Source organism: Thioalkalivibrio sp. ALJT (genome assembly GCF_000381825.1).
Taxonomy (GTDB): Bacteria; Pseudomonadota; Gammaproteobacteria; order Ectothiorhodospirales; family Ectothiorhodospiraceae; genus Thioalkalivibrio.
The window spans coordinates 246,489-267,798 of the sequence record NZ_KB907122.1 but is presented as its reverse complement, the minus strand read 5'-3'; the positions used below and the strand labels follow the sequence as shown (position 1 = coordinate 267,798).

The following is a 21,310-nucleotide window of genomic DNA, read 5'->3' as shown; positions in this document are numbered from 1 at the left end:
TGACGTGGTGTGTGCAATCGGGGTTCGAGAAGCCGAAGATGGTGCCGAGGAGAGGACTTGAACCTCCACGAGCTTTCGCTCACTAGCACCTGAAGCTAGCGCGTCTACCAATTCCGCCACCTCGGCACGAGGTTGGAGCGCCGGTTCGAGACCGGGTCCTGCGCTTCAGGAGCGCGCAATATAGATCGCAGCCCCGGGTCTGTCAACGCCCCCACGCACGAAATCCGCATATGCCGCATAATGGGGGCCGGGAGTACCGATGAACCCACAGGCCCGCACCGCCCTCCGAGTGAGCCGGTCGGTCGCGCCGGGGTGCGGACTTGCCTCCGCCAGGCCTTTTGCCTGCATCGGCCCGGGCCGCCGGGTACCGCTGGCCGTTGCCGTTCCCGAAGAGGGATGGGCGCGGACGTGTTCTTTGCCGCGAGCAGTGCCCGATGCCTCCCCCGCGCCGCACGGCCTTTTGACCGTAGCAGGCCACCGAATCACCCAACGAGTTTTGTGAATGCCAAGAAAACACCGCAAGCCCGCCGTCGATCCGAATTTCGAGCGCGAGGCGCAGAAGTACGACAACCCCATTCCGAGTCGCGAGTTCATCCTCGGGCTCCTGCAGCAAGCGGACAATCCGCTTTCCTATGACGATATCGCCGAACGCCTGGAGATCGACGACGATGATCGTCTGGAGGCCCTGCGCCGCCGCCTGAAGGCGATGGAGCGTGACGGGCAGGCGCTTTGCAACCGCCGCGGCGCCTATCTCCCGGTCAACCAGGAAGACCTGATCCGCGGGCGCGTGATCGGGCACCCGGACGGTTTCGGGTTCCTGGTGCCGGACGAGCAGGATGACGACCTGTTCCTGTCGCCGCGCCAGATGCGGGGCGTGTTCCATGGGGACCGCGCCCTGGCACGGGTGATGGGCGTGGACCGCCGTGGTCGCCGCGAGGGCGGGATCGTGGAAGTGCTGGAGCGCAACACGACGCAGGTGGTCGGGCGCCTGCGCATCGAGGACGGTGTCGGCATCCTGACTCCGGACAACAAGCGCATCACCCATGACATCCTGGTGCCGCCCGATGGCCTGGGCGAGGCAGCGGACGATCAGATTGTGGTGGTGGGAATCCGCGAGTCCGCCTCGCGTACCGCGCGCCTGAAAGGCGACGTGCTGGAGGTGCTGGGCGAACACATGGCCCCGGGCATGGAGATCGACATCGCGATCCGCGCCCATGGCCTGCCCCACGAGTGGCCGGACGAGGTGACTGCCGCGGCGGATGAGCTGGGTGCCGAGGTGGCCGAGAAGGACAAGAAAGGGCGCCTGGATCTGCGTGACAAACCTTTTGTGACCATCGATGGCGATGATGCCCGCGATTTCGACGATGCCCTGTACTGCGAGCCCGAAGGGAAGGGTTGGCGGGTGTGGGTGGCGATTGCCGACGTGTCGCATTACGTCGAGCGTGACGCGGCGCTGGACCGCGAGGCGCGTACCCGCGGTACCTCGGTGTACTTCCCCGACAACGTGATCCCGATGCTGCCGGAGGCCCTGTCCAACGGACTGTGTTCCCTGAACCCCGAGGTCGATCGCCTGAGCATGGTCTGCGAGATGGAGGTCGGCGCGCGCGGGGCGCTGAAGAGCTACCGCTTTCACGAGGGCCTGATCCGTTCGCACGCACGCCTGATCTACGAGGACGTGGCGGCGATGCTGGGCGGCGACAAGCCCCTGCGCGAAAAGAACGCACATGTGATGCCACACCTGGAGTCGCTGTACCGGGTCTTCAAGGCATTGCATGCGGCGCGCAATCGGCGCGGCGCGATCGACTTCGATACCACCGAGACGAAGATTGTCTTCGGCCAGGATCGCAAGATCGAAAAGATCGTCCCCACCGAGCGCACCGACGCCCATCGCCTCGTCGAGGAATGCATGATCATGGCCAATGTGGCTGCGGCGCGTTTCCTCAAAAAGCACAAGGTGCCGGCCCTGTACCGTATCCACGATCAGCCGCCGACCGAAAAGATCGAGGAACTGCGCGAGTTCCTGAACGGGGCAGGTCTGACGCTGGGCGGCGGGGACGAACCCGGCCCGCGCGATTACACCGCGGTGTTGAAGGCCGCCCGTGAGCGGCCTGACCAGCAGCTGATCCAGACCGTGCTGCTGCGCTCGTTGAGCCAGGCGGTCTACGCGCCGGAACTGGATGGGCACTTCGGCCTGGCGCTGGACGACTACGCCCACTTCACCTCGCCCATCCGGCGTTATCCGGATCTGCTGGTCCATCGAGGCATTCGTCATGTCCTGCGCCAGGGCAGCCGCAAGGCCTTCCCGTATTCGCATGGCGACATGGAAAAGCTGGGCGAGCATTGCTCCATGGCCGAGCGCCGCGCCGATGATGCCACGCGCGACGCCGTCGCCTGGCTGAAGGCCGAGTACATGCAGGACAAGGTCGGCGAGGTCTTCGAAGGTGTCGTCTCCGGGGTCACCGGCTTCGGCCTGTTCGTGGAGATCAAGGACGTCTTTATCGAAGGCCTGGTGCATGTGACCAGCCTCGACAACGACTTCTACCATTTCGATCCGGCGCGCCACTCTCTGACTGGGGAACGCGCTGGCCGCGTCTTCCGCATCGGCGATGAACTGAAGGTGCAGGTTGCTCGGGTCAGCCTCGACGATCGCAAGATCGACCTCGCACTGGCGCGGGAGCCGGGCGAGCAGGCCCCGCCCGCAGCGTCACCAAAGAAGCGCAGCCGCCGCAGCAAGCGCAAGAAGGATGCGGAAGCGCCCGCACCGGCGCCCGTGGACAACGCGGCCGAGCCCGGTACCGAGGCGGAGGCCACCCCGGCACCGAAGAAGAAGCGGCGGCGTCGTGGCGGACGCCGCCGTGGTGGTGGCGATGGCGAGACTGCCCCCGTGACGGACCGCCCGGCTGACGGGGCACAGGAGGAACACGTGCCGGATGCGCCCGAGCCCGGTAACGAGGCCCTTCCGCCCCCGTCTCCGGAGACCGACAAGGATGGCAATACCATCGTCGAGCCGGAGGCTGAGACGGGCGGGTCCTCTCGTTCACCGCGGCGCCGGGGCCGGCGTCGGCGTTCCTCCTGAGTCGGGCCATGGCGCGGCGGTGGCATGGCCCAATGCCGGGCCCTGGCAGCTGGATGCCGGATCCTCGCGACCGCCTCCCGGGCACCGGGGGCGGGGCATGAGCCGGAGCGGCCAAGGTGGCAAGTCCGGCAAGGGCGCCCGGGCCGAGACCTTCGGCGGGATCCATGCGGTCGCGGCCGTCCTGCAGCATGCCCCGCAGCGCATCAAGCGCCTGCAACTGGCCACCGACCCGGTGGAGCCGGCGCTGGAGCGTCTGCTGCAGCGCGCGCAGGGACTCGGGATCTCGGTCGAACGGGTCGGGCGCGAGCGTCTGGATCAGCACCACCCCGGGTTCCAGAATCAGGGCGTGATCGTTCACTGCACGCCGCGCCCGGTGGTCGACGAAAGGGGCCTGATCGCGCGCGTTCGGGATGGCCTCGATCTGGTGCTCGCCCTGGATGGCGTGACCGATCCGCATAACCTGGGGGCCTGTCTGCGCACGGCGGATGCGGCCGGCGCCGGTGCAGTGGTGATGCCACGCCATCACAGTGCGGCCCTGACCCCGGCCGCAATCAAGGTCGCCTCGGGGGCGGCCGAGACCGTGCCGGTGGTCAGCGTCGGGAATCTCGCCCGGACCCTGGCCAGCCTGAAGGATGCCGGCATGTGGACGGTCGGGTTGGCCGGCGAGGCGCAGCAAAGCCTGTACCAGGTCGATCTCCGGCCCCCGACCGTGCTGGTGATGGGGGCCGAAGGCGAAGGCATGCGGCGTCTCACGCGCGAAGCCTGCGATCACCTTGCCCGCATCCCGATGGAAGGCACGGTGGAGAGCCTGAACGTCTCGGTGGCGACCGGGGTCACGCTGTTCGAGGTCCGGCGCCAGAGGCTCGGCGCTGCGGGGGCGGGTCAGCCGGGCTGATCCGTCGGGGAACCACGACTCGGGACCGGCGATGACGCTGCAGGGATATCTCGATCGCATCGTGCGCGGCGAGGCGCTCAACTACGAGGCCTTCCTGAAGTGCCTGCCGCAGGAGGTGCGCGCCCGGCACCGCCGGATGTTCCGCACCACGCGGGTGGGCGGGCGCTGGAAGGTCGAGGTCCCGGACGCCGGCGACTGGGAGCGCCTGCTGGCCTTGGCCCGGCGCCCGGCCAGCCGTGCGGAGGCGGCGCGGCAGGGCGACTCGCACCGCCATGACACCGCAGTGTCGTATCTGCTGGTCCACCACCACGGGCTGGAGGATGAACGCCCCGCGGTGGTCTACCTCGCGCCGGGTATCTGCCGCCAGGGCTTCCAGCGCAAGCGCCGGGCTCTGGTGATCGAGAACGAGGAGAATTTCTTCCGCCCGCGGGCGATGCTGGAGCTGGCCTCGCGGTTCCGCGACGAGGTGCTGGATCCTGCCGGCACCGACGTGGTGCTGGGCGGAGGGAACCGGGTGCTGCGGCCGCTGGTGCGCGAGTGGCTGGCCGGCTACGAGCAGGTACTGTGCGCATTCGACTGCGACCCCGGCGGGCTGGCGATGTATGCCGGGCTGCGGGAACACGCGGGCCCGGCGGTGGAGTTTCTGCAGCCGGCCGACTGGCGGCCCTGGCATCCCTGTTTCCGTCGCCCGCCGGACTCCACCGCGTCGCTGGCCGGCGCGATCCGGCGGGCGCAGGACCTGGAACTGGATGGCCTGGCGGCGGCGTTTTCCGCGACCCGTCGCTTCATGGAACAGGAGATGCTCCTTTGAGGCGGCCGTGGCCGCCGGGGCGGCGTTTCCCGGGAGAGTGGCGATGAGCAGCAACCCGTTTCGCTTCGAGATCCGGCGCCTGGTGCTGGTGGACTCCGCGGGCTTCTGCTACGTGGAGCTCCCGGTGGACCGGCATGCCCTGCTGCTGGGCAGCGGCAATCTGGGCAAGTCCAGCCTGCTGAACGCCCTGCGGCTGTTCCTGCTGCCGGAGAACAACTTCCGCAAGAGCCAGCGCAAGTTCGGTTTCCGCAACTCGCGCTCGGGCACCGGCTACACCAACGAGGAAAGCTTCCAGCACTACTTCCCGAGCCGGCACAGCTTCCTGATCATGGAGGTGCTCAATCCCGCTGGCACCCACTGCCAGATCCTCCATCGCAACCGCGATCTCGGCTACGGGCGCATCTTCGCGCCGGTGCCGTGGGCCGACCTGCGACCGCTGTTCTGGTGCGCTGACGACGACCCCGACGGGATCGGGCGCGCGGTGCCGGAGCTGTCGGTGAAGACGGTCTCCGAGGCGGTGCGCCGGATGGCACCGCGCGATGTCCTGTTCGCCCAGGACCGCGACCGCCTGCGTTCCCTGCTGTACGCCAGCGACCTGATGTCGGACGACGCGATGCGCTACAGCGTGCTGCCGCTGGCGGATGCGGACGACCGCAGCGTCGAATCGCTGCGCACGCTGATCCTGCTGCTGTTCGAGATGCGTGCCGACGAGGCCGCGATGGCGCGGGCCGTAGCCAGCATCGTCGAGGCCGACAAGAAGTTTTCCAGCGATGCCCTCGACCTCGACATCGACCAGTTCCTGCAGCGCCACCAGCAGCTGAAGAAGGAGCACGAGCACCTGACGCGGATGGAGAAGGAACGCCGCCGCTTCGACCAGCTGGCCGCGCACTACCACGAATTTCGCGAGAAGGCCGGGGCGCGGGAGGCCTTCGCGGCGTTCGGTGCCGGGCTCGTCCGGGCCCAGGAGGAGGCGCGACGCGAGCGCGAGCGGGCGGCCGCGCAGATGGAGAGTCACCGCGGTGTGGTCGACACCCTGGAGGACGAGTGCCGCGACATCGACAGCCGGCTTGCGCAACTGGCGGGGGCCGTGGAGACCCACCAGCGCCAGTTCGACCAGTACAGCGCCGTCCGCCGCGACGGCGAGACCCTGCGTGCGCGCTATCCGGCCGACCTGTCGCTGGACGAGGTGCGCGCGCAGCGCGAACAGGAGCTGGCGGAGGAGACGCGCCACCTGAATGCCCTGCGTAACGAGGCGGCGGCCGAGCAGCAGCGCACCCAGCTGGCCGCGCAGATCGAGCGGCTGGAGCAGGAACTGCAGGAAGCGGAGGCCCGTGCCCGGCGCGCCCGGTGGCAGCTGCATCATCAACTGCCGGAGGCGGTGGCCGCACCCCTGGGCGCGGTACAGCCGCGCCTGCTGCAGGCCAGCCCGGGCCGCGCGCTGGAGACGGGGGAGATGGAGGTCATGGCGGCCTTCGCGCGGCTGCTGGAGCAGCGCCCGGAGGGCTATGCCTGGTTCGACGAAAGCTTCGCCGCGCAGGCGTCGGCGGGGCAGGACCCGGAGGCGCGCCGCGCGGCACTCGAGGAGCAGCTGGACGCCCGCCGCGCGCGCCTCGCGGAGCTCTCTCCGGAACAGTCCGGCACGCTGGATCGTCCCGGACGGATCCGCAAGTCGGAGCGCGTGGTCGCGGAGATCGAGGCCTCGCTGGCACTGCTGGAGAAGCTGCCGGCGGCGGAGGTCAACATCCGCGAGGCGGAGCAGGCACTGGCCGGGTGCCGCGAGCAGCAGCAGGAGCTGGAGGTGCAGCAGCGCGCGGCCAGCGAGCGGCGCGAGGAGGCCCGGGCGCGGCTGGCCGAGGCGCGCAGCGCCCTGGGCGCGGTGGAGGCGCGCCAGGCGCGGCTGGAGGAGCTGCGGCGACGGGTCGAGCGGCTGCAGCGCCAGGCGGGTGGCGCCACGGCGGAGGCGGAGCCGCTGCCGGCGGCCGGGATCACCTCTGAGCGGCTGGATGCGATCGAACTGGATCTCGAGGATCTCGAGCTGCGCCGCCGCGAGATCCTCGAAGCGCTGCGCTACTTCGCGCAGGCCGGGATGCTTGTCGAGCACGCCGAGGCGCTGTACTACGAGTACCCGGATGCCGGGGTGCTCGCGGCCGCCTTCGAGGAGCTGCGCGTGGTGTTCGCGGAGCTGCCGGAACAGCGGCGGCTGCTGCAGGAGCGGATCGGCAGTCACAACGAGAGCGTCGCCAGCTACCGCCAGGCGCTGAAGGTGAACGCCGAGCATGTCGAGCGTTTCCAGCGCCGCCTGAACACGGAGCTGGAGGGAGTCGCGATCAACGACCTCGCCGAAGTCCGCGTCGACATCCATTGCGATCCGCGCTTCCGCAACCTGGTGGAGGAGTCCGAGGCCCTGGACCCGTACTCCGGCGAGTTGCTGTCCGATGCCTTCTACGAACGCCTGCGGGTGTTCGTGGCCGAGTTCTTCGATCCCGCCGAGGGGGCGCGCCACGGCTGTCGCCTGACCATGGACCGGATCATCACCGGCATCAGCTACCGCACGCGCAAGCACAACGAGACCGGCATGGAGAGCAAGAGCCAGTCGACCTCCACCACCATGCTGATCAACCTCGAGCTGGTGCGGCGCCTGCTGCAGGGCGTGCTGGCGCCCGGGGTGGCACTGTCGTTCCCGCTGGTGCTCGACGAGGTCGCCAACGTCGACGTCGGTCAGATCCCCGGATTGCTCGAGCGCCTGCAGCATCAGGGGTTCAACCTGTTCGCGGCGGCCACCCACAGTGCCAGCAGCGAGCTGATTCACCAGATCGGGCGCCATTGCGAACTGGGCCGGATGCACACCCGTCAGCCCTACGACAAGCGGCGCACAGTGGTGTTCTGGGGCGGGGCCGAGGGGTTCACCCACGGCGAGGCGGCGGCCCGGTGGCTGGATCACGAGCAGTTCGCCCTGCTGGAAGAGGACGATGGCCAAGCGCTTTAGCACCCTGGAGACCACACGCCTGGCGTTCGAGCACGCCGGGGCCCTGTTTCCCCTGATCCAGCGCATGGACCACGCAGGGGTGCGCTACATCCCCGAGCACGAACTGGTGCGCGAGGTCCGGCGCTACACCCGCGATCGCGATGCCCGCGTGCGCCAGCGCCTGGAGCTCGCGTTCAGTGCCGACAACCTGTTCCAGTGCGGGCTAGTGGTCGATGCCGACAAGGTAGCCGGCGAGCGGCGTCTGGTGCTGCACGAGGCGCTGATCGGGTTGCTGCGCACCTGCAACGAATCCCTGTACCAGGAGCTGACCGACGCCCGCCTGCGCGGGCGGCTGGTCGGGCTGTGGAATGCCCGGCAGCGCCTGGCCGGTTCCAGTTTCAGCGACGTCGACCCCGATTACACCGAACTGTTGGACGACCTGTTCGACCAGCTGAGCCACCTGGTCGGACTGGTGCGGCAGAACATCCGGCGCATGCAGGCCATCAGCCGCGATCTGGCCGACATCTCGGGCGACGCCAGCCGCGCACCGGAGGAATTCCAGCGCTTTCGCGGCGACCTGCTGGGGCGCATCGCCGATCTCTACGAGCGCCACATCAAGCCCACGCTCGCTTTTCTCAATCGCGACGTGCAGCTGGAGGAGGGCGAAAACCTGTTCGCGACCCTCGACGGCATCCAGCAACTGCTGGAGCGGCATGACAAGCTGGCCGCCGCCGACCAGGTCTTCCGCTCCGGGCTGAGCCTGAACGCCGCCTACAAGCCGATCCAGCAGGTTGCCCGCGAGGTGGATCACTTCCTGCGCAAGACGCGCACCGGGATGCTCCAGTACAACGCGATGGAACATCACTACCAGCGCCTGCTGGAGGCCCACCGCCGTACCCGCACCCAGGATCTGCGCCGGACGCGCCTCGATGGCGGGGCATTCGCGCGGGACAACCGCTTCGTGCTGGGCCTCAAGCGCCGCGGCCGGCCGCGCCCTTATGCCTTCGGCTCCACCACCAGCTACTACCGCATGCTGTTTTCCGAGCTGGAGCTGCGCCTGGCCGACCTGCGCCGCGCCCACGAGGCGCCCGTGCTCCCCGAGGTCGCCGCCCGCCGCCAGGGGCCGCGTCGGGATCTCGAGCGCTCGCGCCGGCTGTATGCCTGGATCGACTCGCTGGAACTGCGCCCCACCGGCGACCTGGTGGCCGAGCTGCACGGCCGGCTGGAGGGCGTGGTCGATGGCTATGTGCTGCCGGACCTGCTGGCCTGCGTGCAGCGCCTGGAGCGCGAGCCGCGTCCGGGGCTGGAGCTGCGGGTGCTCAACCGCTTTCGCACCCTGACCGCCACCGATGGCGATACCTGGGTCTATCGCCGCCGCCAATTGCTGGAGACATCCCCCGATGACCGAGAGCGCGCCCAACACGCCGCCGACTGAGCCGGTGCGCGGTTTCGCCGGCATCCACCCCGACCACAGCGCCGCGATCTACCGCCAGCTGGTGGCGGGCCAGGTGCTGCTGCGCCAGGTCTACAACCCCGACCGCGGCGCGCTCGAGGACAACCCGTTGTACAACGTCGTCTACGGCCACCTCGCGCATTTCCGCGAGCTGTATCGTCACCTGGGTCTGGAGCTGGTGTTCGACGAGCGCGGCGGGTTCTTCTACCTGCGCGAGGGGAGCGACGACGAGTCGGAGGAACATGACGAGAACGCCCTGAAGGTGCAGGTCGTGCTGCTGCTCATCGGCCGCTATTACGCGCGTACCGGGCGCGACCTGCAGTATCTCGGGCGTCCCGATGCCGGGCTGGCGCAGGACGACCTCGAGGCCCTTGCCGCCGACGCCGAGTACCGCGACCTGCTGGCGACGGCCCGCATCGACAAGGGCTGGGACGAGGCCATGGACTTCCTGGTGGCCCGCCACTTCGCCTTCCGCACCGGCGCTGCGCGCTACATCCTCAGCGCGGCCGGCATGCGCTTTCTCGAGCAGCTGGTCGAGGAATACGAGTACTCGCGCGCCTGATGCGGCCGCGCCCCGAGGCGGCCGGGCGGTCGCCGCCTCCCGGCGGCTTGTTGTTGTGCGTGGCCTGGTATATGGTATTGCGCTTTTCTGCCCGGCCGGCATCACCGGCGGGCCGAACCCTTGCCTCACCGCGCGTCGGGAGGCTGTTACCCGCAAGGAGTTCAGCATGCGTCACTACGAAGTCGTATTCCTGGTCCATCCGGACCAGAGCGAGCAGGTCCCGGCCATGATCGAGCGCTACAAGGGGCTCGTCGAAGGCCACGAGGGCACGATCCACCGCCTGGAAGACTGGGGTCGCCGTCAGCTGGCCTACCCGATCCAGAAGCTGGTGAAGGCCCACTACGTGCTGATGAACATCGAGGCCTCGGAAGAGGCGATGGAAGAGCTGGCCAGCGCCTTCCGGTTCAACGACGCCGTGCTGCGCCATCTGGCCATGCGCATGGATGAGGCCGTGACCGAGACCTCCCCGCTGGCCAAGGGCCAGGACGAAGAGGGTGGCAAGGGCCGTCGCCGCGAGCGCGATGATGAGGGCGGCGAGTCCGCTTCCGACGGTTCGGCAGCTGCCGAATAAACCACGCGCGTTCGTTCACCGAATTGTTCTAGGAGATCCGAAATGGCCCGTTTTCCGCGTCGCCGCAAGTACTGCAAGTTCACCGCCGAAGGCATCGATCACATCGATTACAAGGATCTGAACCTGCTGAAAGGTTTTGTGACCGAGACCGGCAAGATCGTTCCCAGCCGTGTAACCGGCACCAGCGCCAAATACCAGCGTCAGCTGGCGACTGCCGTGAAGCGTGCGCGCTTCCTGGCGCTGCTGCCGTATAGCGATAACCACTAAGTCCGGCGCCGGTTCGCCGGGGCCTTGATCGCAACATGCGTGCTCTTGCCGAGTTCGCGATGAAGAGCAGGGGGCGCGCCGTGGGCGCGGTCTCCGGCTTTGGCATTGCGGGACTGTTCCTCCCTCCGGTTGCGTTTCTGGGCAGTGCGCTTGTTGCCCTGGTGGGTCTGCGCATCGGTCTGGGGCAGGCGCTGCTGGTCACGGTGCTGGCCGCTCTGGGCCTCGGGGTGGCGATGTTCTTCCTCACCCCGGGTGCCCCGTTGTTCGCGGGTGTGCTGGCCGGCGTGGTGCAGTGGGCCCCGGTGGCCCTGCTGGCGGAGCTGCTGCGCCGTACCATTTCGTGGCGGCTGACCCTGCAGGCGGGCGCGGGTTTGGCCGGGCTCGGGGTTGTACTGGTCCATCTGGTGGTCCCGGACCTGGAGGCCGCCTGGGCGGAAGCAGGCATGGTGCTGCTGGGCCCGTTGATGGAGGGCAGCGCCACCGGCGTGCAGGAGCTGGAGGCCGGGCTGCGGCGTGCCGCGCCGTACCTGACCGGCCTGATGGCCGGCATCGTATTGCTGAGCATGGCCCTGGGACTTCTGCTCGGACGCTATTGGCAGGCCCTGCTATACAACCCCGGGGCATTCGGCGAGGAGATCCGGGCGCTGCAGTTTGGTCGGGGCGCGAGTGCAGCCACGCTGGTGCTGGCGGGGATCGGGCATCTGGGGCCGATCCCGCTGGCCACTGAACTGGCGTTTATACTGGCGATCCTGTTCTTCCTTCAGGGTATTGCGCTGATGCATGCGCTGACCTTTCGCCAGGGCATGAGCAGTTTCTGGCTGGTGGGGATGTACGTGCTGCTGGCCCTGGCGTTGCCGCAGATGTTCCTGCTGCTCGCCACCATCGGGGTGATCGACGCCTGGGCAGATATCCGTTCGCGGTTGGGGCCGGGGCAGCCGGGTGGCAACGAACCAAATTCGTGAGACCGGTCCGAGACCGGTGTAGAATGCGCGCCTGGAGGGAAACACTGATCAATGTAGACACGCGGGCTGGCACCGCGGGTTTTCCGAGACAAGGCGCGCCGTGCAGCGGGTAATGGTTTTACCCGCCCGTTTCTGATGAATTCGGGGCGCAGGCGAGATCGGGGACCCGGGCTCCCAACGTGAGTGTACATCGATCAGTGTTTTCCTATGGGCTGATCAAACGTTACAGGAATACCAAAGATGGAAGTCATTCTGCTGGAAAAAATCGATAACCTGGGCACCTTGGGCGACCGCGTCACCGTGCGTCCGGGGTTTGCGCGCAACTTCCTGTTGCCGCAGGGCAAGGCCAAGTTTGCCACTCCTGAAAACATCGCCGAGTTCGAGGCACGTCGAGCCGAGCTGGAAAAGGCCGCAGCCGAGGCCCTGGCCGCCGCCGAGGCACGCAAGGCGCAGCTGGAAGATACCGTTCTGGAGATCACGGCCAAGTCCGGTGGTGAAGGCAAGCTGTTCGGTTCCATCGGCCCGGCCGATATTGCCGACGCACTGACTGCCAAGGGCACCGAGGTGGAGAAGAAGGAAGTGCGCATGCCGGAAGGCCCGCTGCGTACCACCGGCGAATTCGAGATCGGCGTGCACCTGCATTCGGACGTGGATGTGGACATCCGCGTTGTCGTGATCGGCGAAGAGTGATCTGCCGGATGTCGGGAGGGTGGCCCCGGCGGGTCGCTGATACCCGGCACCCGTTCGGGGTGACGGGGGGCGCTCGCGCATGACCCCCAACCCCCGTATTCCTCCGCATTCCGAGGAGGCCGAGCAGTCCGTACTCGGTGGGCTGATGCTGGACAATGCCGCCTGGGATCGGGTGGCGGACCGCATCACCGCGGAAGACTTCTATCGTCATGACCACCGCCTGATCTTCCGGGCGGTGTCTTCGCTGGCGGATCGCAACGCCCCCTTCGACATGGTCACCGTGTCGGAGCAGCTCGACCGTACGGCCGAACTGGAAGAGGCCGGGGGCATGGCCTATCTCGGGCGGCTCGCATCCGAGACCCCCAGTGCCGCGAATATCGTGGCCTACGCGGATATCGTCCGTGAACGCTCCATACTGCGCTCGTTGATCTCGGTCGGTACCGAGATTGCCGATTCGGCCTATCGCCCGGAAGGCCGGGATTCCAAGGAACTGCTGGATATCGCGGAACAGAAGGTGTTCCGCATTGCCGAGCAGGGTGCGCGTGGTGCCCAGGGCTTCCGTGGCATGAAGCCGTTGCTGGCGGCGGCGGTCAATCAGATCGAGGAGCTTTATGAAAGCGACAACCCGATCACCGGGGTGGCGACTGGCTATGAGGACCTCGATCGCCTGACCTCCGGGTTGAACCCAGGCGACCTCGTGATCGTGGCGGGACGCCCGTCCATGGGCAAGACCTCGTTTGCGATGAATATCGCCGAGTACGTGGCCATGAAGAATGCCGAACCGGTCGCGATCTTTTCCATGGAAATGCCCGGTGAGCAGCTGGCCCTGCGCCTGCTGTCCTCGATGGGGCGGATCAACCAGCAGAAACTGCGTTCCGGGCGCCTGGAAGATGGCGACTGGCCACGGCTGACGAGTGCGGTGCAGATGTTGTCCAACGCACCGCTGTTTATCGATGACACCCCGGCACTGTCACCAACGGAGCTGCGCGCCAGGACGCGGCGGTTGATGCGTGAGCACAAGGGGCTGAAGCTGATCGTAGTCGACTATCTGCAGCTGATGCAGTTCCCGGGCAGTGGTGAGAGCCGCGCCCACGAGATCTCGGAGATCTCGCGCGGGCTGAAGGCGCTGGCGAAGGAACTGGATGTGCCGATGATCGCGCTTTCGCAGCTCAATCGTTCGCTGGAACAGCGCCCGAACAAGCGCCCGGTGATGTCGGACTTGCGTGAATCAGGAGCGATCGAGCAGGACGCGGACATCATCGCCTTTGTCTATCGGGACGAGGTGTACAACGACGAATCCCCCGACAAGGGCACGGCCGAGATCATTATCGCCAAGCAACGTAATGGCCCGATTGGCACCGTACGCCTGACCTTCCGGGGCCAGTTCACCCGTTTCGAGAACTATGCACCGGATGTCTATGGCGAGGTTGGCCAGCCGGCCTGAAACGCGGCGTGAAACGCGCAGCCAGCATCCAGCTCCACCCCGAGGCACTGCGGCACAATCTGGCCGTGGCGCGTCGTCTCGCGCCCGGTGTCCCCATGTGGTCGGTGGTCAAGGCCGAAGGTTATGGCCACGGCCTGCTGTGGACGGCCGAGGCCCTCGCCGGAGCAACCGATGGCCTGGCCGTCTCGCAGGTCGGCGAGGCTCGGGTCCTGCGCGAGGCCGGCTTTGGCGGCCCGTTGCTGGTGCTGCAGGGACCGCGCGATGCCGCTGAGACGCGTGCTTGCCACGAGCTGGGCCTGGAGCCGGCAATCCACGAGGTCGCCCAGCTTGATCATCTCGACGCGGCCTCGGTCCGGCTGCCCAGCGTGTGGGTCAAGCTCAACACCGGCATGAACCGCCTTGGCTTCGATCCGCTGGATGCCGAAGCGGTGGCCCGCCGCCTGGGCGCAGCCGGCCACGGCGGCGTTGGTCTGCACTGGATGACTCATCTGGCCTGTGCCGACGAGCCGGAACATCCGTTAAATGCCCACCAGCTGGAGCGCTTTGGCTCTGTGGTCGCGTCGCTGCCGGGGCAGGCCAGCGTGGCCAACTCTGCGGCGCTGTTCGCAGGCTGGGGGCGGGCGCCGGGGCTGGGCTCTGCGCGCGCGTGCTGGGCGCGGCCCGGGATCATGCTCTACGGCGCGCATCCTGCCTCGGTTCCACCAGAGGCACCCCCGGAGGGGCCGCAGGCTGACCTGCGCCCGGCAATGACGGTGCAGGCCCCGATCATTGCGATTCAGCCCCTCGAGCCGGGCAGCACGGTCGGCTATGGCGCGACCTGGACCGCTGCTGCACCCGGCCGCGCCGGCATCGTGGCCATGGGCTATGCCGATGGCTACCCGCGGCATGCCCCGTCGGGTACGCCGGTGCGGGTGGGCGACCGGCTTTGCCCGCTGATCGGACGCGTGTCCATGGACATGCTGGCGGTGGATCTCTCCGGGGTGGCGGATGCGCGGGTCGGGGACCGGGCCACCCTGTGGGGCGAAGGTCTGCCCGTGGAACGTGTCGCGCGCGCCGCGGGGACGATCAGCTACGAGCTTCTGACGCGGGTGGCCGACCGTCTGCAGCCGGTGCGCTGATACACTGGCGCACCCCGGATTTCAGGATGCTGCGATGACCGATTTCGATACCGACCCGTTCGACCCCGAGGCTTGCGCCCGCGAATGGTTTGACCCCCGGGATTATGACCCGCAGACCGTAGCCATCCGCCACGGCTACCGGCGCACGCCGGAGGGCGAGCATTCCGAGGCGATCTTCCCCACCTCCAGCTTCGTGTTCGGTTCGGCTGCCGAGGCCGCCGCGCGATTTGGCGGCGAGTCCCCCGGCAACATCTATTCGCGTTTCACCAACCCCACGGTGCGCACCTTCCAGGATCGTCTGGCCGCGCTGGAGGGGGGCGAGGCCTGCGTGGCCACCGCCTCCGGCATGTCCGCGATCCTCGCGACCATGATGGGCCTGCTGAAGGCCGGCGATCACGTGGTCTGCTCGCGGTCGGTCTTCGGCACCACCACGGTGCTCTTCAACAACTACCTCGCCCGCTTCGGCGTCGAGGTGACCTACGTCGAGCTGTCGAACCTCGAGGCCTGGGAGGCCGCCACCCAGCCGAATACCCGGCTGTACTTCTGCGAGACGCCGTCCAACCCGCTGGGCGAGGTGGTGGACATCGCCGCGCTGGCGGCGATCGCGCATCGGCATGACGCGCTGCTGGCGGTGGACAACTGCTTCTGCACGCCGATCCTGCAGCGTCCGCTGGATCTGGGCGCCGACATCATCATCCACTCGGCGACCAAGTTCCTCGACGGCCAGGGGCGCTGCCTGGGCGGCGCGGTGGTCGGCGACGCCGAGCGCGTGGGCAAGGACGTCTACGGCTTCCTGCGCACCGCCGGGCCGACGCTGTCGCCGTTCAATGCGTGGGTGTTCCTCAAGGGGCTGGAGACCCTGGCCCTGCGTATGCGCGCCCACAGCGACAACGCCCTCGCCCTGGCGCAGTGGCTGCAGGCCCATCCGAAGGTCGCCGCCGTGCATTACCCGGGGCTCGAATCGCACCCGCAGCACGCGATCGCGCGGCGCCAGCAAAGCGGCTTCGGCGGGGTGCTGAGCTTCGAGGTTGCCGGCGGGCGCGAGGCCGCCTGGTCGGTGATTGACGCAACGAAATTCCTGTCGATCACCGCGAACCTGGGCGATACCAGGACCACCATTACCCACCCGGCCACCACCACCCACGGCCGCGTGGACCCGGACAAGCGCGAGGCCCAGGGCATTACCGAGGCCCTGGTGCGGGTTGCGGTTGGGCTGGAGGCGGTCGCCGACATCCAGCGCGACCTGGCGCGCGGGCTCGACGCTCTCTGACCCCTTTCATCTCGCCCCGGGGTATGGCGGCGAGCTCGATTCTGGCTCTGGCTGCTCGTTGTCGCCGTGGGGTAGCCGGTATCGCGGGTGGTCAGCCGGTTGGCAACTCGCCCGCCGGGGGACTACAACACCGGGAGGAGTGCGGCTGGAGCAACCGGTTCGATCAACGGGGTGCAGTAACCGCTCAGGAGCGACCCGATGGTGCAGGAGCCACCGCAGTGGCGTGAGGCAGTGGTGATCGTCCCCGGCATGGGGTCGGACCACTGCGCGGGGATCGTCCGCGCGGCACTGGAGAAGACCTCGGGCGTGGCCTCGGTGGAGACCAATATCGCCCGCCACCGGGTGACCGTGGGATACGACCCGGAGCAGGTGGACCCGCAGGCGTTGCGGGCCGCCGTGGAGGGGGCCGGCTACGACGTCGCCCAGGTGGAGGGCGAAACGGGCGCCGCCGGTCCGGTGCGTCTGGTGGTGCCTGGCATGGGGTCGGATCACTGCGCGGGGATTGTGCGCGGTGCGATCGAGAAGCTGGACGGCATCCAGGCAGTACGCACCAACATCGGCGATCACCGTGTGACCGTGGAACCCGGTCCCGGAGGCCCCGACGCCGAGGCCCTGCGCGCTGCGGTCGAGGGGGCCGGGTATAACGTGGCGGCGGTGGAGACCGAGGAGGCCGGCAGCGAGGCGGACGACGCCGAGATCGACGCGGCCTATCTGAAGCAGGCCTGGCGCCGGCTGTGGATCGCGATGATCCCGACCGTCGCGATCATGGCGCTGATGATGCCGCACATGTTCTGGCAGGAGATCCCCGGCTATCTGCTGATCATCGCCGTGCTGGCCTTCCCGGTAGTGTTCATGGCCGGGGGTGCGGCCACCCACCGTTCGTCCTGGCGCGCGCTGAAAAGCGGCAGCCTCAACATGGACGTGCTGATCTCCATGGGCTCGCTGCCGCCCTACCTGCTGGGGCTGATCGGCTTCGTCTACCCGATGACCTCGTTCATCGAGATGGCCGTGACCATCATGGCCTTCCACATGCTCGGGCGGTACCTGGAGTACCGTGCCAAGGGCGAGGCCTCCTCGGCGATCCGCAAGCTGCTGGACCTGGGTGCGAAGACGGCCCGGGTCGAACGCGATGGCGAGGAGGTCGAGGTGCCGGTGAAATCGCTGCAGGTGGGCGAGGTGATGATCGTGCGCCCGGGCGAGAAGATCCCTACCGATGGCGAGGTGGTCGCCGGCGAGAGCACGGTGGACGAATCCATCGCCACCGGCGAGTCGGTGCCGGTGGACAAGGCCGAGGGCGATAGCGTGCTCGGCGCGACCCTGAACCAGCAGGGGCGGCTGAAGGTGCGTGCGACCCGCGTGGGGGCCGACACCTTCCTGTCGCAGGTGATCCGTCTGGTGAACGAGGCCCAGGGTTCGCGGGTGCCGGTGCAGGAGCTGGCGGACCGCATCACTGCACGTTTCGTACCGGCGGTGCTGGTGATCGCGCTGGCCGCGTTTGCAGCCTGGCTGGCGTTCTCCGGGGCTCTGCAGCCGATCCTGATCTGGGGCGAGGGCTTCCTGCCCTGGGTCGACTCGGAACGGCCGCCGATCGTGCTGGCTATCCTCGCGGCCATTGCCGTGCTGGTGATCGCCTGCCCCTGCGCGCTGGGGCTGGCCACGCCCACCGCGCTGATGGTCGGCTCCGGCATGGGGGCCGAGCGGGGTGTGCTGATCCGCTCGGGCTCCGCGATCCAGACGCTGAAGGACATCCGCGTAATCGTGCTCGACAAGACCGGGACCCTCACCCGCGGGCAGCCGGCACTGACCGACGTGATCGCGGCCGAGGGCTTCGATGACACTCGCGTGCTGGGCGCGGCCGCGGCCGTGGAGGCCGGCTCCGCGCACCCCCTGGCCGAGGCCATCGTGCAGGGTGCGCGCGATCGGGAGCTGGCGGTCGCCGAGGTTGACCGGTTCCAGTCGCACACCGCGCGCGGGGTGGAGGCCCACCGCGACGGCGAACGCGTCCTGGTCGGCAGCCAGCGGCTGCTGGAGGAGCAGGGCCTGGATCCCTCCGGCCTGCTGGAATCGCTGCGGCAGCTCGAGGATGCCGGCAAGACCGCGATGCTGGTGGCCATCGGCGAGCGACCGGCCGGCATCGTCGCGGTCGCCGACACGCTCAAGGAGGAGTCGCAGGCGGCCGTCGAACAGCTGCATGGCCTCGGCATCCGCTGCGTGATGGTCACCGGCGACAACGAGCGCACCGCCAACGCGGTGGCCGCACAGGTGGGGATCGACGAGGTCCGCGCCGGCGTGCTGCCGGAGGGCAAGGTCGAGGCGATCCGCGAACTGCAGGCCGAGTACGGCGACCACGTGGCCATGGTCGGCGACGGCATCAACGATGCCCCTGCGCTGCAGCAGGCAAACGTGGGCATCGCGATCGGGGCCGGCGCGGATGTAGCCATTGAGGCCGCCGACGTGACCCTGGTGCGCGGTGAGCTGACCAGGGTCGTCGAGGCCGTCCGGCTCTCGCGCCTGACCTTCCGCAAGATCGTACAGAACCTGTTCTGGGCCTGGGGCTACAACTCCGCCGCGATCCCCATCGCCGCGGTCGGCCTGCTGCACCCGATGATCGGCGTGATCGCGATGACCGCCAGTTCGCTCTCGGTCATCGGCAACTCCATCCTGCTGCGCCGCAACATGCCGACCGACGAGCGCTGAACGGGTATCCTTGGCCGCCATGAGCCAGCCGATCACCCATCCCGCGAGCCCGGATCTCTACCGAGCGGCCGAAATGGCGCTGCGCGAGTGCGATCCCGAGACCAAGTGCGAGCGCGTGTTGGCGCTGATGGACGCCTGGTGGGCCGATGAGCTGGAGGCGCTCGCAAGTTCCGGGCCGGAACGGTTGGAGGTGCCCGGGCGTCCGGAACGGCCGGTGCTGGTGCACCCGCGCGAGCTGCCGCGTCGCGGGCTGCACACAACGGCCGGGCGGGTAGCCCTGGTGCACGCGGTCGCGCATATCGAGTTCAACGCGATCAATCTGGCGCTGGATGCCGTCTACCGCTTTCGCGACATGCCGGAACCCTTCGTCAGCGACTGGCTGCAGGTGGCGGCCGAGGAGGCGCGCCATTTCCGGCTGTTGCGTGCGCGGCTCCACGAGCTGGGAGCGGACTACGGCGACCTGCCGGCCCACAACGGGTTGTGGGAGGCCGCACTCGCGACCGACCACGACGTAATGATCCGCATGGCGCTGGTGCCGCGCGTGCTGGAGGCGCGCGGGCTGGACGTCACCCCCGGCATGATCGAGCGCCTGACGGCGGCGGGCGATCACGCCACCGTGGCGCTTCTCGAGATCATCCAGCGCGAGGAGGTCGCCCACGTGGCGATCGGCACGCGCTGGTTCCGCGAGCTGGCCCACGCACACGGGCTCGACCCCGAGCCGTTGTTCCTCGAACTGCTGGCCGAGTACATGCCGGGCCGCGTACGACCGCCCTTCGCCCATGCCGCCCGCCGCGCCGCCGGCTTCACCGACGCCGAGATGGCGCAACTGGAGGCCCAGGCCACCGCCGAACCATCGCCATAGCCGTGGTCTGAGGGGCTCTATGCCGCTTTCGGGCCGAGGTTGATTTGGGACCCGGTGTTTACGTGCCTTGGTCCGGCCGCCTGCCTTGTAGTGGCTGGTCCTGGCTCGGCCTCGGGTGTTTACGGTGCCTTCGATCCGCATACTGCCTGGCGCTGACTCGCCAGCGCGCCCCGAGGCACTTTCTTGCTTGCCCAAGAAAGTGCCCAAAGAAGGGCACCCGGATTCCGCCCGGGAACCTTGCTCCAGGGCCCTCGGGCCGGCGGCGCTGAACTCGCTACGCCTGCGGCTTCGCTCAGACATCCAGCGCCTTCTCCCGGCCCGAGCACCCTTCCGCAAGGGGCTCCATACGGGAAGCGAAGGTCACAACCAAACGTATTCCCGCGTTTGCGCCTAACCATATACAACGCCGCCCGAAAGCCCCCGGCGCCCGCTCGCGGGCGCGGCACGCAACGGCCAAAGGCCGAGCGTGCCCAGAATGTCGGAAGACCCAGCCTTCATCCACTGGCAAGACCGTCGGGATGGCCGGTGTCTTGACCTTGAACCCCCGTTGTCGTCGCGCCGAGTGGAGAGGGTTTTCGCGGGATTCAAGGCGCTGGATGTCTGAGCGGAGCCGAAGGCGTAGCGAGTTCAGCGCCGCCCGCGAAAACCCTCGCAGCGAGGGAAACCCCGGCCCGCACAGCGGGCCGGGGTCGCGGCAGTCGGGCGTGTTTCTTGGTGACTTCTTTGCACGAGCAAAGAAGTCACTCGGGGCGCGCTGGCGAGTCAGCGCACGGCAGTATGCGGACCGAAGGCACCGTAAACACCCGAGGCCGAGCCAGGACCAGCCACTACAAGGCAGGCGGCCGAACGAAGCCGCCGTAAACACCGACGACGAACCATGCCCAGCCGTGCAACGGCGCGAAGCGCGTGGTTCAGGCGTGCAGCAGGTACGCCGGGTAGGGCGAGCCGTCCAGCTCGCGCAGGATGGGACCGGTCGCCGCGACTTCCAGATAACCCGGGTGCTCGTCCCAGGCCGGGAGCACGCAGCGCTGTCGGGGCTGACCGTCGACCGTCAGGTCGTGGATCGCGGGGCGATGGGTATGGCCATGAATCATCAGCGGGACATCGGCGTCGCGGAAGGTATCCGCCACGGCGTTCGCATTCACGTCCATGATGGCGTCGGTCTTGATGCGCCCGCTCTCGCGGCTGGCGGCGCGCATGGCCTCTGCCTGGCGGATGCGTTCTTCCAGGGGATGGGACAGGAAGCCCCGTTGCCATTCACCGCTGCGCACCTGCTGGCGAAAGGCCATGTGCTCGGTGTCGTCGGTGCACAGGGAATCGCCATGCAGCAGCACGGCGGGCCCGCAGGGCAGGGCCGCATGCAGCGGCTCGGGCGCCAGCTGCATCCCCGCCCGTTTGGCATAGTCCGGGCCCAACAGAAAATCCCGGTTGCCATGGATGAAGGCGACCGGGATATTGAGTGACTTGAGGGCGTTGGCCAGCTGTTCGGCGGCTGTGAAGCCGGCGTCATCGCCAACCCAGTATTCGAACAGGTCACCGAGGATGTACAGCGCCGAGGCGCTGCGCGCCGGTCCCTGCAGGAAGGCGAGTGTGGCCTCCAGCAGGGGGCCAGGTTCGCGATCCAGGTGCAGGTCGGAGATGACCAGGGCCGGCGCGCTCAAGGGGGT

16 protein-coding genes, 1 tRNA gene and 1 pseudogene are annotated in these 21,310 nt (G+C 68.3%); 15 read left to right on the top strand and 3 right to left on the bottom strand.

Annotated elements, in window-relative coordinates; all coding sequences use genetic code 11:
• Positions 1-39: 39 nt before the first annotated feature.
• Positions 40-126: transfer RNA gene (locus tag G332_RS0103535), tRNA-Leu, on the bottom strand.
• A 376-nt stretch (positions 127-502) separates the two neighbouring features.
• Here G332_RS0103535 and rnr point away from each other — a divergent pair.
• The 15 genes from rnr (at position 503) to G332_RS0103460 (ending at position 19,643) form a co-directional block, all read left to right on the top strand.
• Positions 503-3,076 (top strand): ribonuclease R, encoded by a 2,574-nt coding sequence (gene rnr, locus G332_RS0103530; protein WP_019625614.1) that lies wholly within the window; start codon positions 503-505, stop codon positions 3,074-3,076.
• 97 nt (positions 3,077-3,173) lie between these two features.
• On the top strand, positions 3,174-3,971 hold the full coding sequence (gene rlmB / locus G332_RS0103525; RefSeq protein WP_019625613.1) for a 23S rRNA (guanosine(2251)-2'-O)-methyltransferase RlmB: 798 nt from the start codon (positions 3,174-3,176) through the stop codon (positions 3,969-3,971).
• A gap of 31 nt (positions 3,972-4,002) precedes the next feature.
• The gene (locus tag G332_RS0103520; RefSeq protein ID WP_019625612.1) at positions 4,003-4,782 is read left to right on the top strand and encodes a hypothetical protein; all 780 of its coding nucleotides are present in this window, start codon (positions 4,003-4,005) and stop codon (positions 4,780-4,782) included.
• 43 nt (positions 4,783-4,825) lie between these two features.
• Entirely contained in the window at positions 4,826-7,768 is a 2,943-nt protein-coding gene (locus G332_RS0103515; RefSeq protein ID WP_019625611.1) for a hypothetical protein, read from the top strand.
• Positions 7,752-9,182: a hypothetical protein gene (locus G332_RS0103510; protein ID WP_019625610.1), complete on the top strand. Its 1,431-nt coding sequence runs from the start codon at positions 7,752-7,754 to the stop codon at positions 9,180-9,182. The genes G332_RS0103515 and G332_RS0103510 overlap by 17 nt, the downstream gene beginning before the upstream one ends.
• A complete protein-coding gene (locus G332_RS0103505; RefSeq protein ID WP_019625609.1) occupies positions 9,148-9,762 on the top strand; it encodes a hypothetical protein in 615 nt (204 codons plus the stop codon). Before G332_RS0103510 ends, G332_RS0103505 begins: the two co-directional genes overlap by 35 nt.
• 166 nt (positions 9,763-9,928) lie before the next feature.
• Positions 9,929-10,333 carry a 30S ribosomal protein S6 gene (rpsF, locus tag G332_RS0103500; RefSeq protein ID WP_019625608.1) on the top strand — a complete coding sequence of 135 codons (405 nt, stop codon included), beginning with the start codon at positions 9,929-9,931 and terminating at the stop codon, positions 10,331-10,333.
• Between the two features lie 42 nt (positions 10,334-10,375).
• On the top strand, positions 10,376-10,600 hold the full coding sequence (rpsR, locus tag G332_RS0103495) for a 30S ribosomal protein S18 (protein WP_019625607.1): 225 nt from the start codon (positions 10,376-10,378) through the stop codon (positions 10,598-10,600).
• A gap of 35 nt (positions 10,601-10,635) precedes the next feature.
• On the top strand, positions 10,636-11,562 hold the full coding sequence (locus G332_RS0103490; RefSeq protein ID WP_019625606.1) for a hypothetical protein: 927 nt from the start codon (positions 10,636-10,638) through the stop codon (positions 11,560-11,562).
• A gap of 240 nt (positions 11,563-11,802) precedes the next feature.
• Entirely contained in the window at positions 11,803-12,252 is a 450-nt protein-coding gene (gene rplI, locus G332_RS0103485) for a 50S ribosomal protein L9 (RefSeq protein WP_019625605.1), read from the top strand.
• A 79-nt stretch (positions 12,253-12,331) separates the two neighbouring features.
• Positions 12,332-13,696: a replicative DNA helicase gene (dnaB, locus tag G332_RS0103480; protein ID WP_019625604.1), complete on the top strand. Its 1,365-nt coding sequence runs from the start codon at positions 12,332-12,334 to the stop codon at positions 13,694-13,696.
• Positions 13,697-13,704: 8 nt separating this feature from the next.
• A complete protein-coding gene (gene alr, locus G332_RS0103475) occupies positions 13,705-14,814 on the top strand; it encodes an alanine racemase (RefSeq protein ID WP_019625603.1) in 1,110 nt (369 codons plus the stop codon).
• A gap of 34 nt (positions 14,815-14,848) precedes the next feature.
• On the top strand, positions 14,849-16,084 hold the full coding sequence (locus G332_RS0103470) for an O-succinylhomoserine sulfhydrylase (RefSeq protein WP_019625602.1): 1,236 nt from the start codon (positions 14,849-14,851) through the stop codon (positions 16,082-16,084).
• Between the two features lie 198 nt (positions 16,085-16,282).
• Entirely contained in the window at positions 16,283-18,781 is a 2,499-nt protein-coding gene (locus tag G332_RS0103465) for a heavy metal translocating P-type ATPase (RefSeq protein ID WP_019625601.1), read from the top strand.
• Between the two features lie 19 nt (positions 18,782-18,800).
• On the top strand, positions 18,801-19,643 hold the full coding sequence (locus G332_RS0103460; RefSeq protein WP_026340562.1) for a ferritin-like domain-containing protein: 843 nt from the start codon (positions 18,801-18,803) through the stop codon (positions 19,641-19,643).
• Positions 19,644-19,935: 292 nt separating this feature from the next.
• On the opposite strand, the pseudogene G332_RS13845 reads toward G332_RS0103460, so the two are convergent.
• Both G332_RS13845 and G332_RS0103455 read right to left on the bottom strand, forming a co-directional pair.
• A pseudogene (locus tag G332_RS13845) lies at positions 19,936-20,141 on the bottom strand (hypothetical protein).
• A gap of 413 nt (positions 20,142-20,554) precedes the next feature.
• Entirely contained in the window at positions 20,555-21,304 is a 750-nt protein-coding gene (locus tag G332_RS0103455; RefSeq protein ID WP_019625599.1) for a UDP-2,3-diacylglucosamine diphosphatase, read from the bottom strand.
• Between the last annotated feature and the right edge of the window lie 6 nt (positions 21,305-21,310).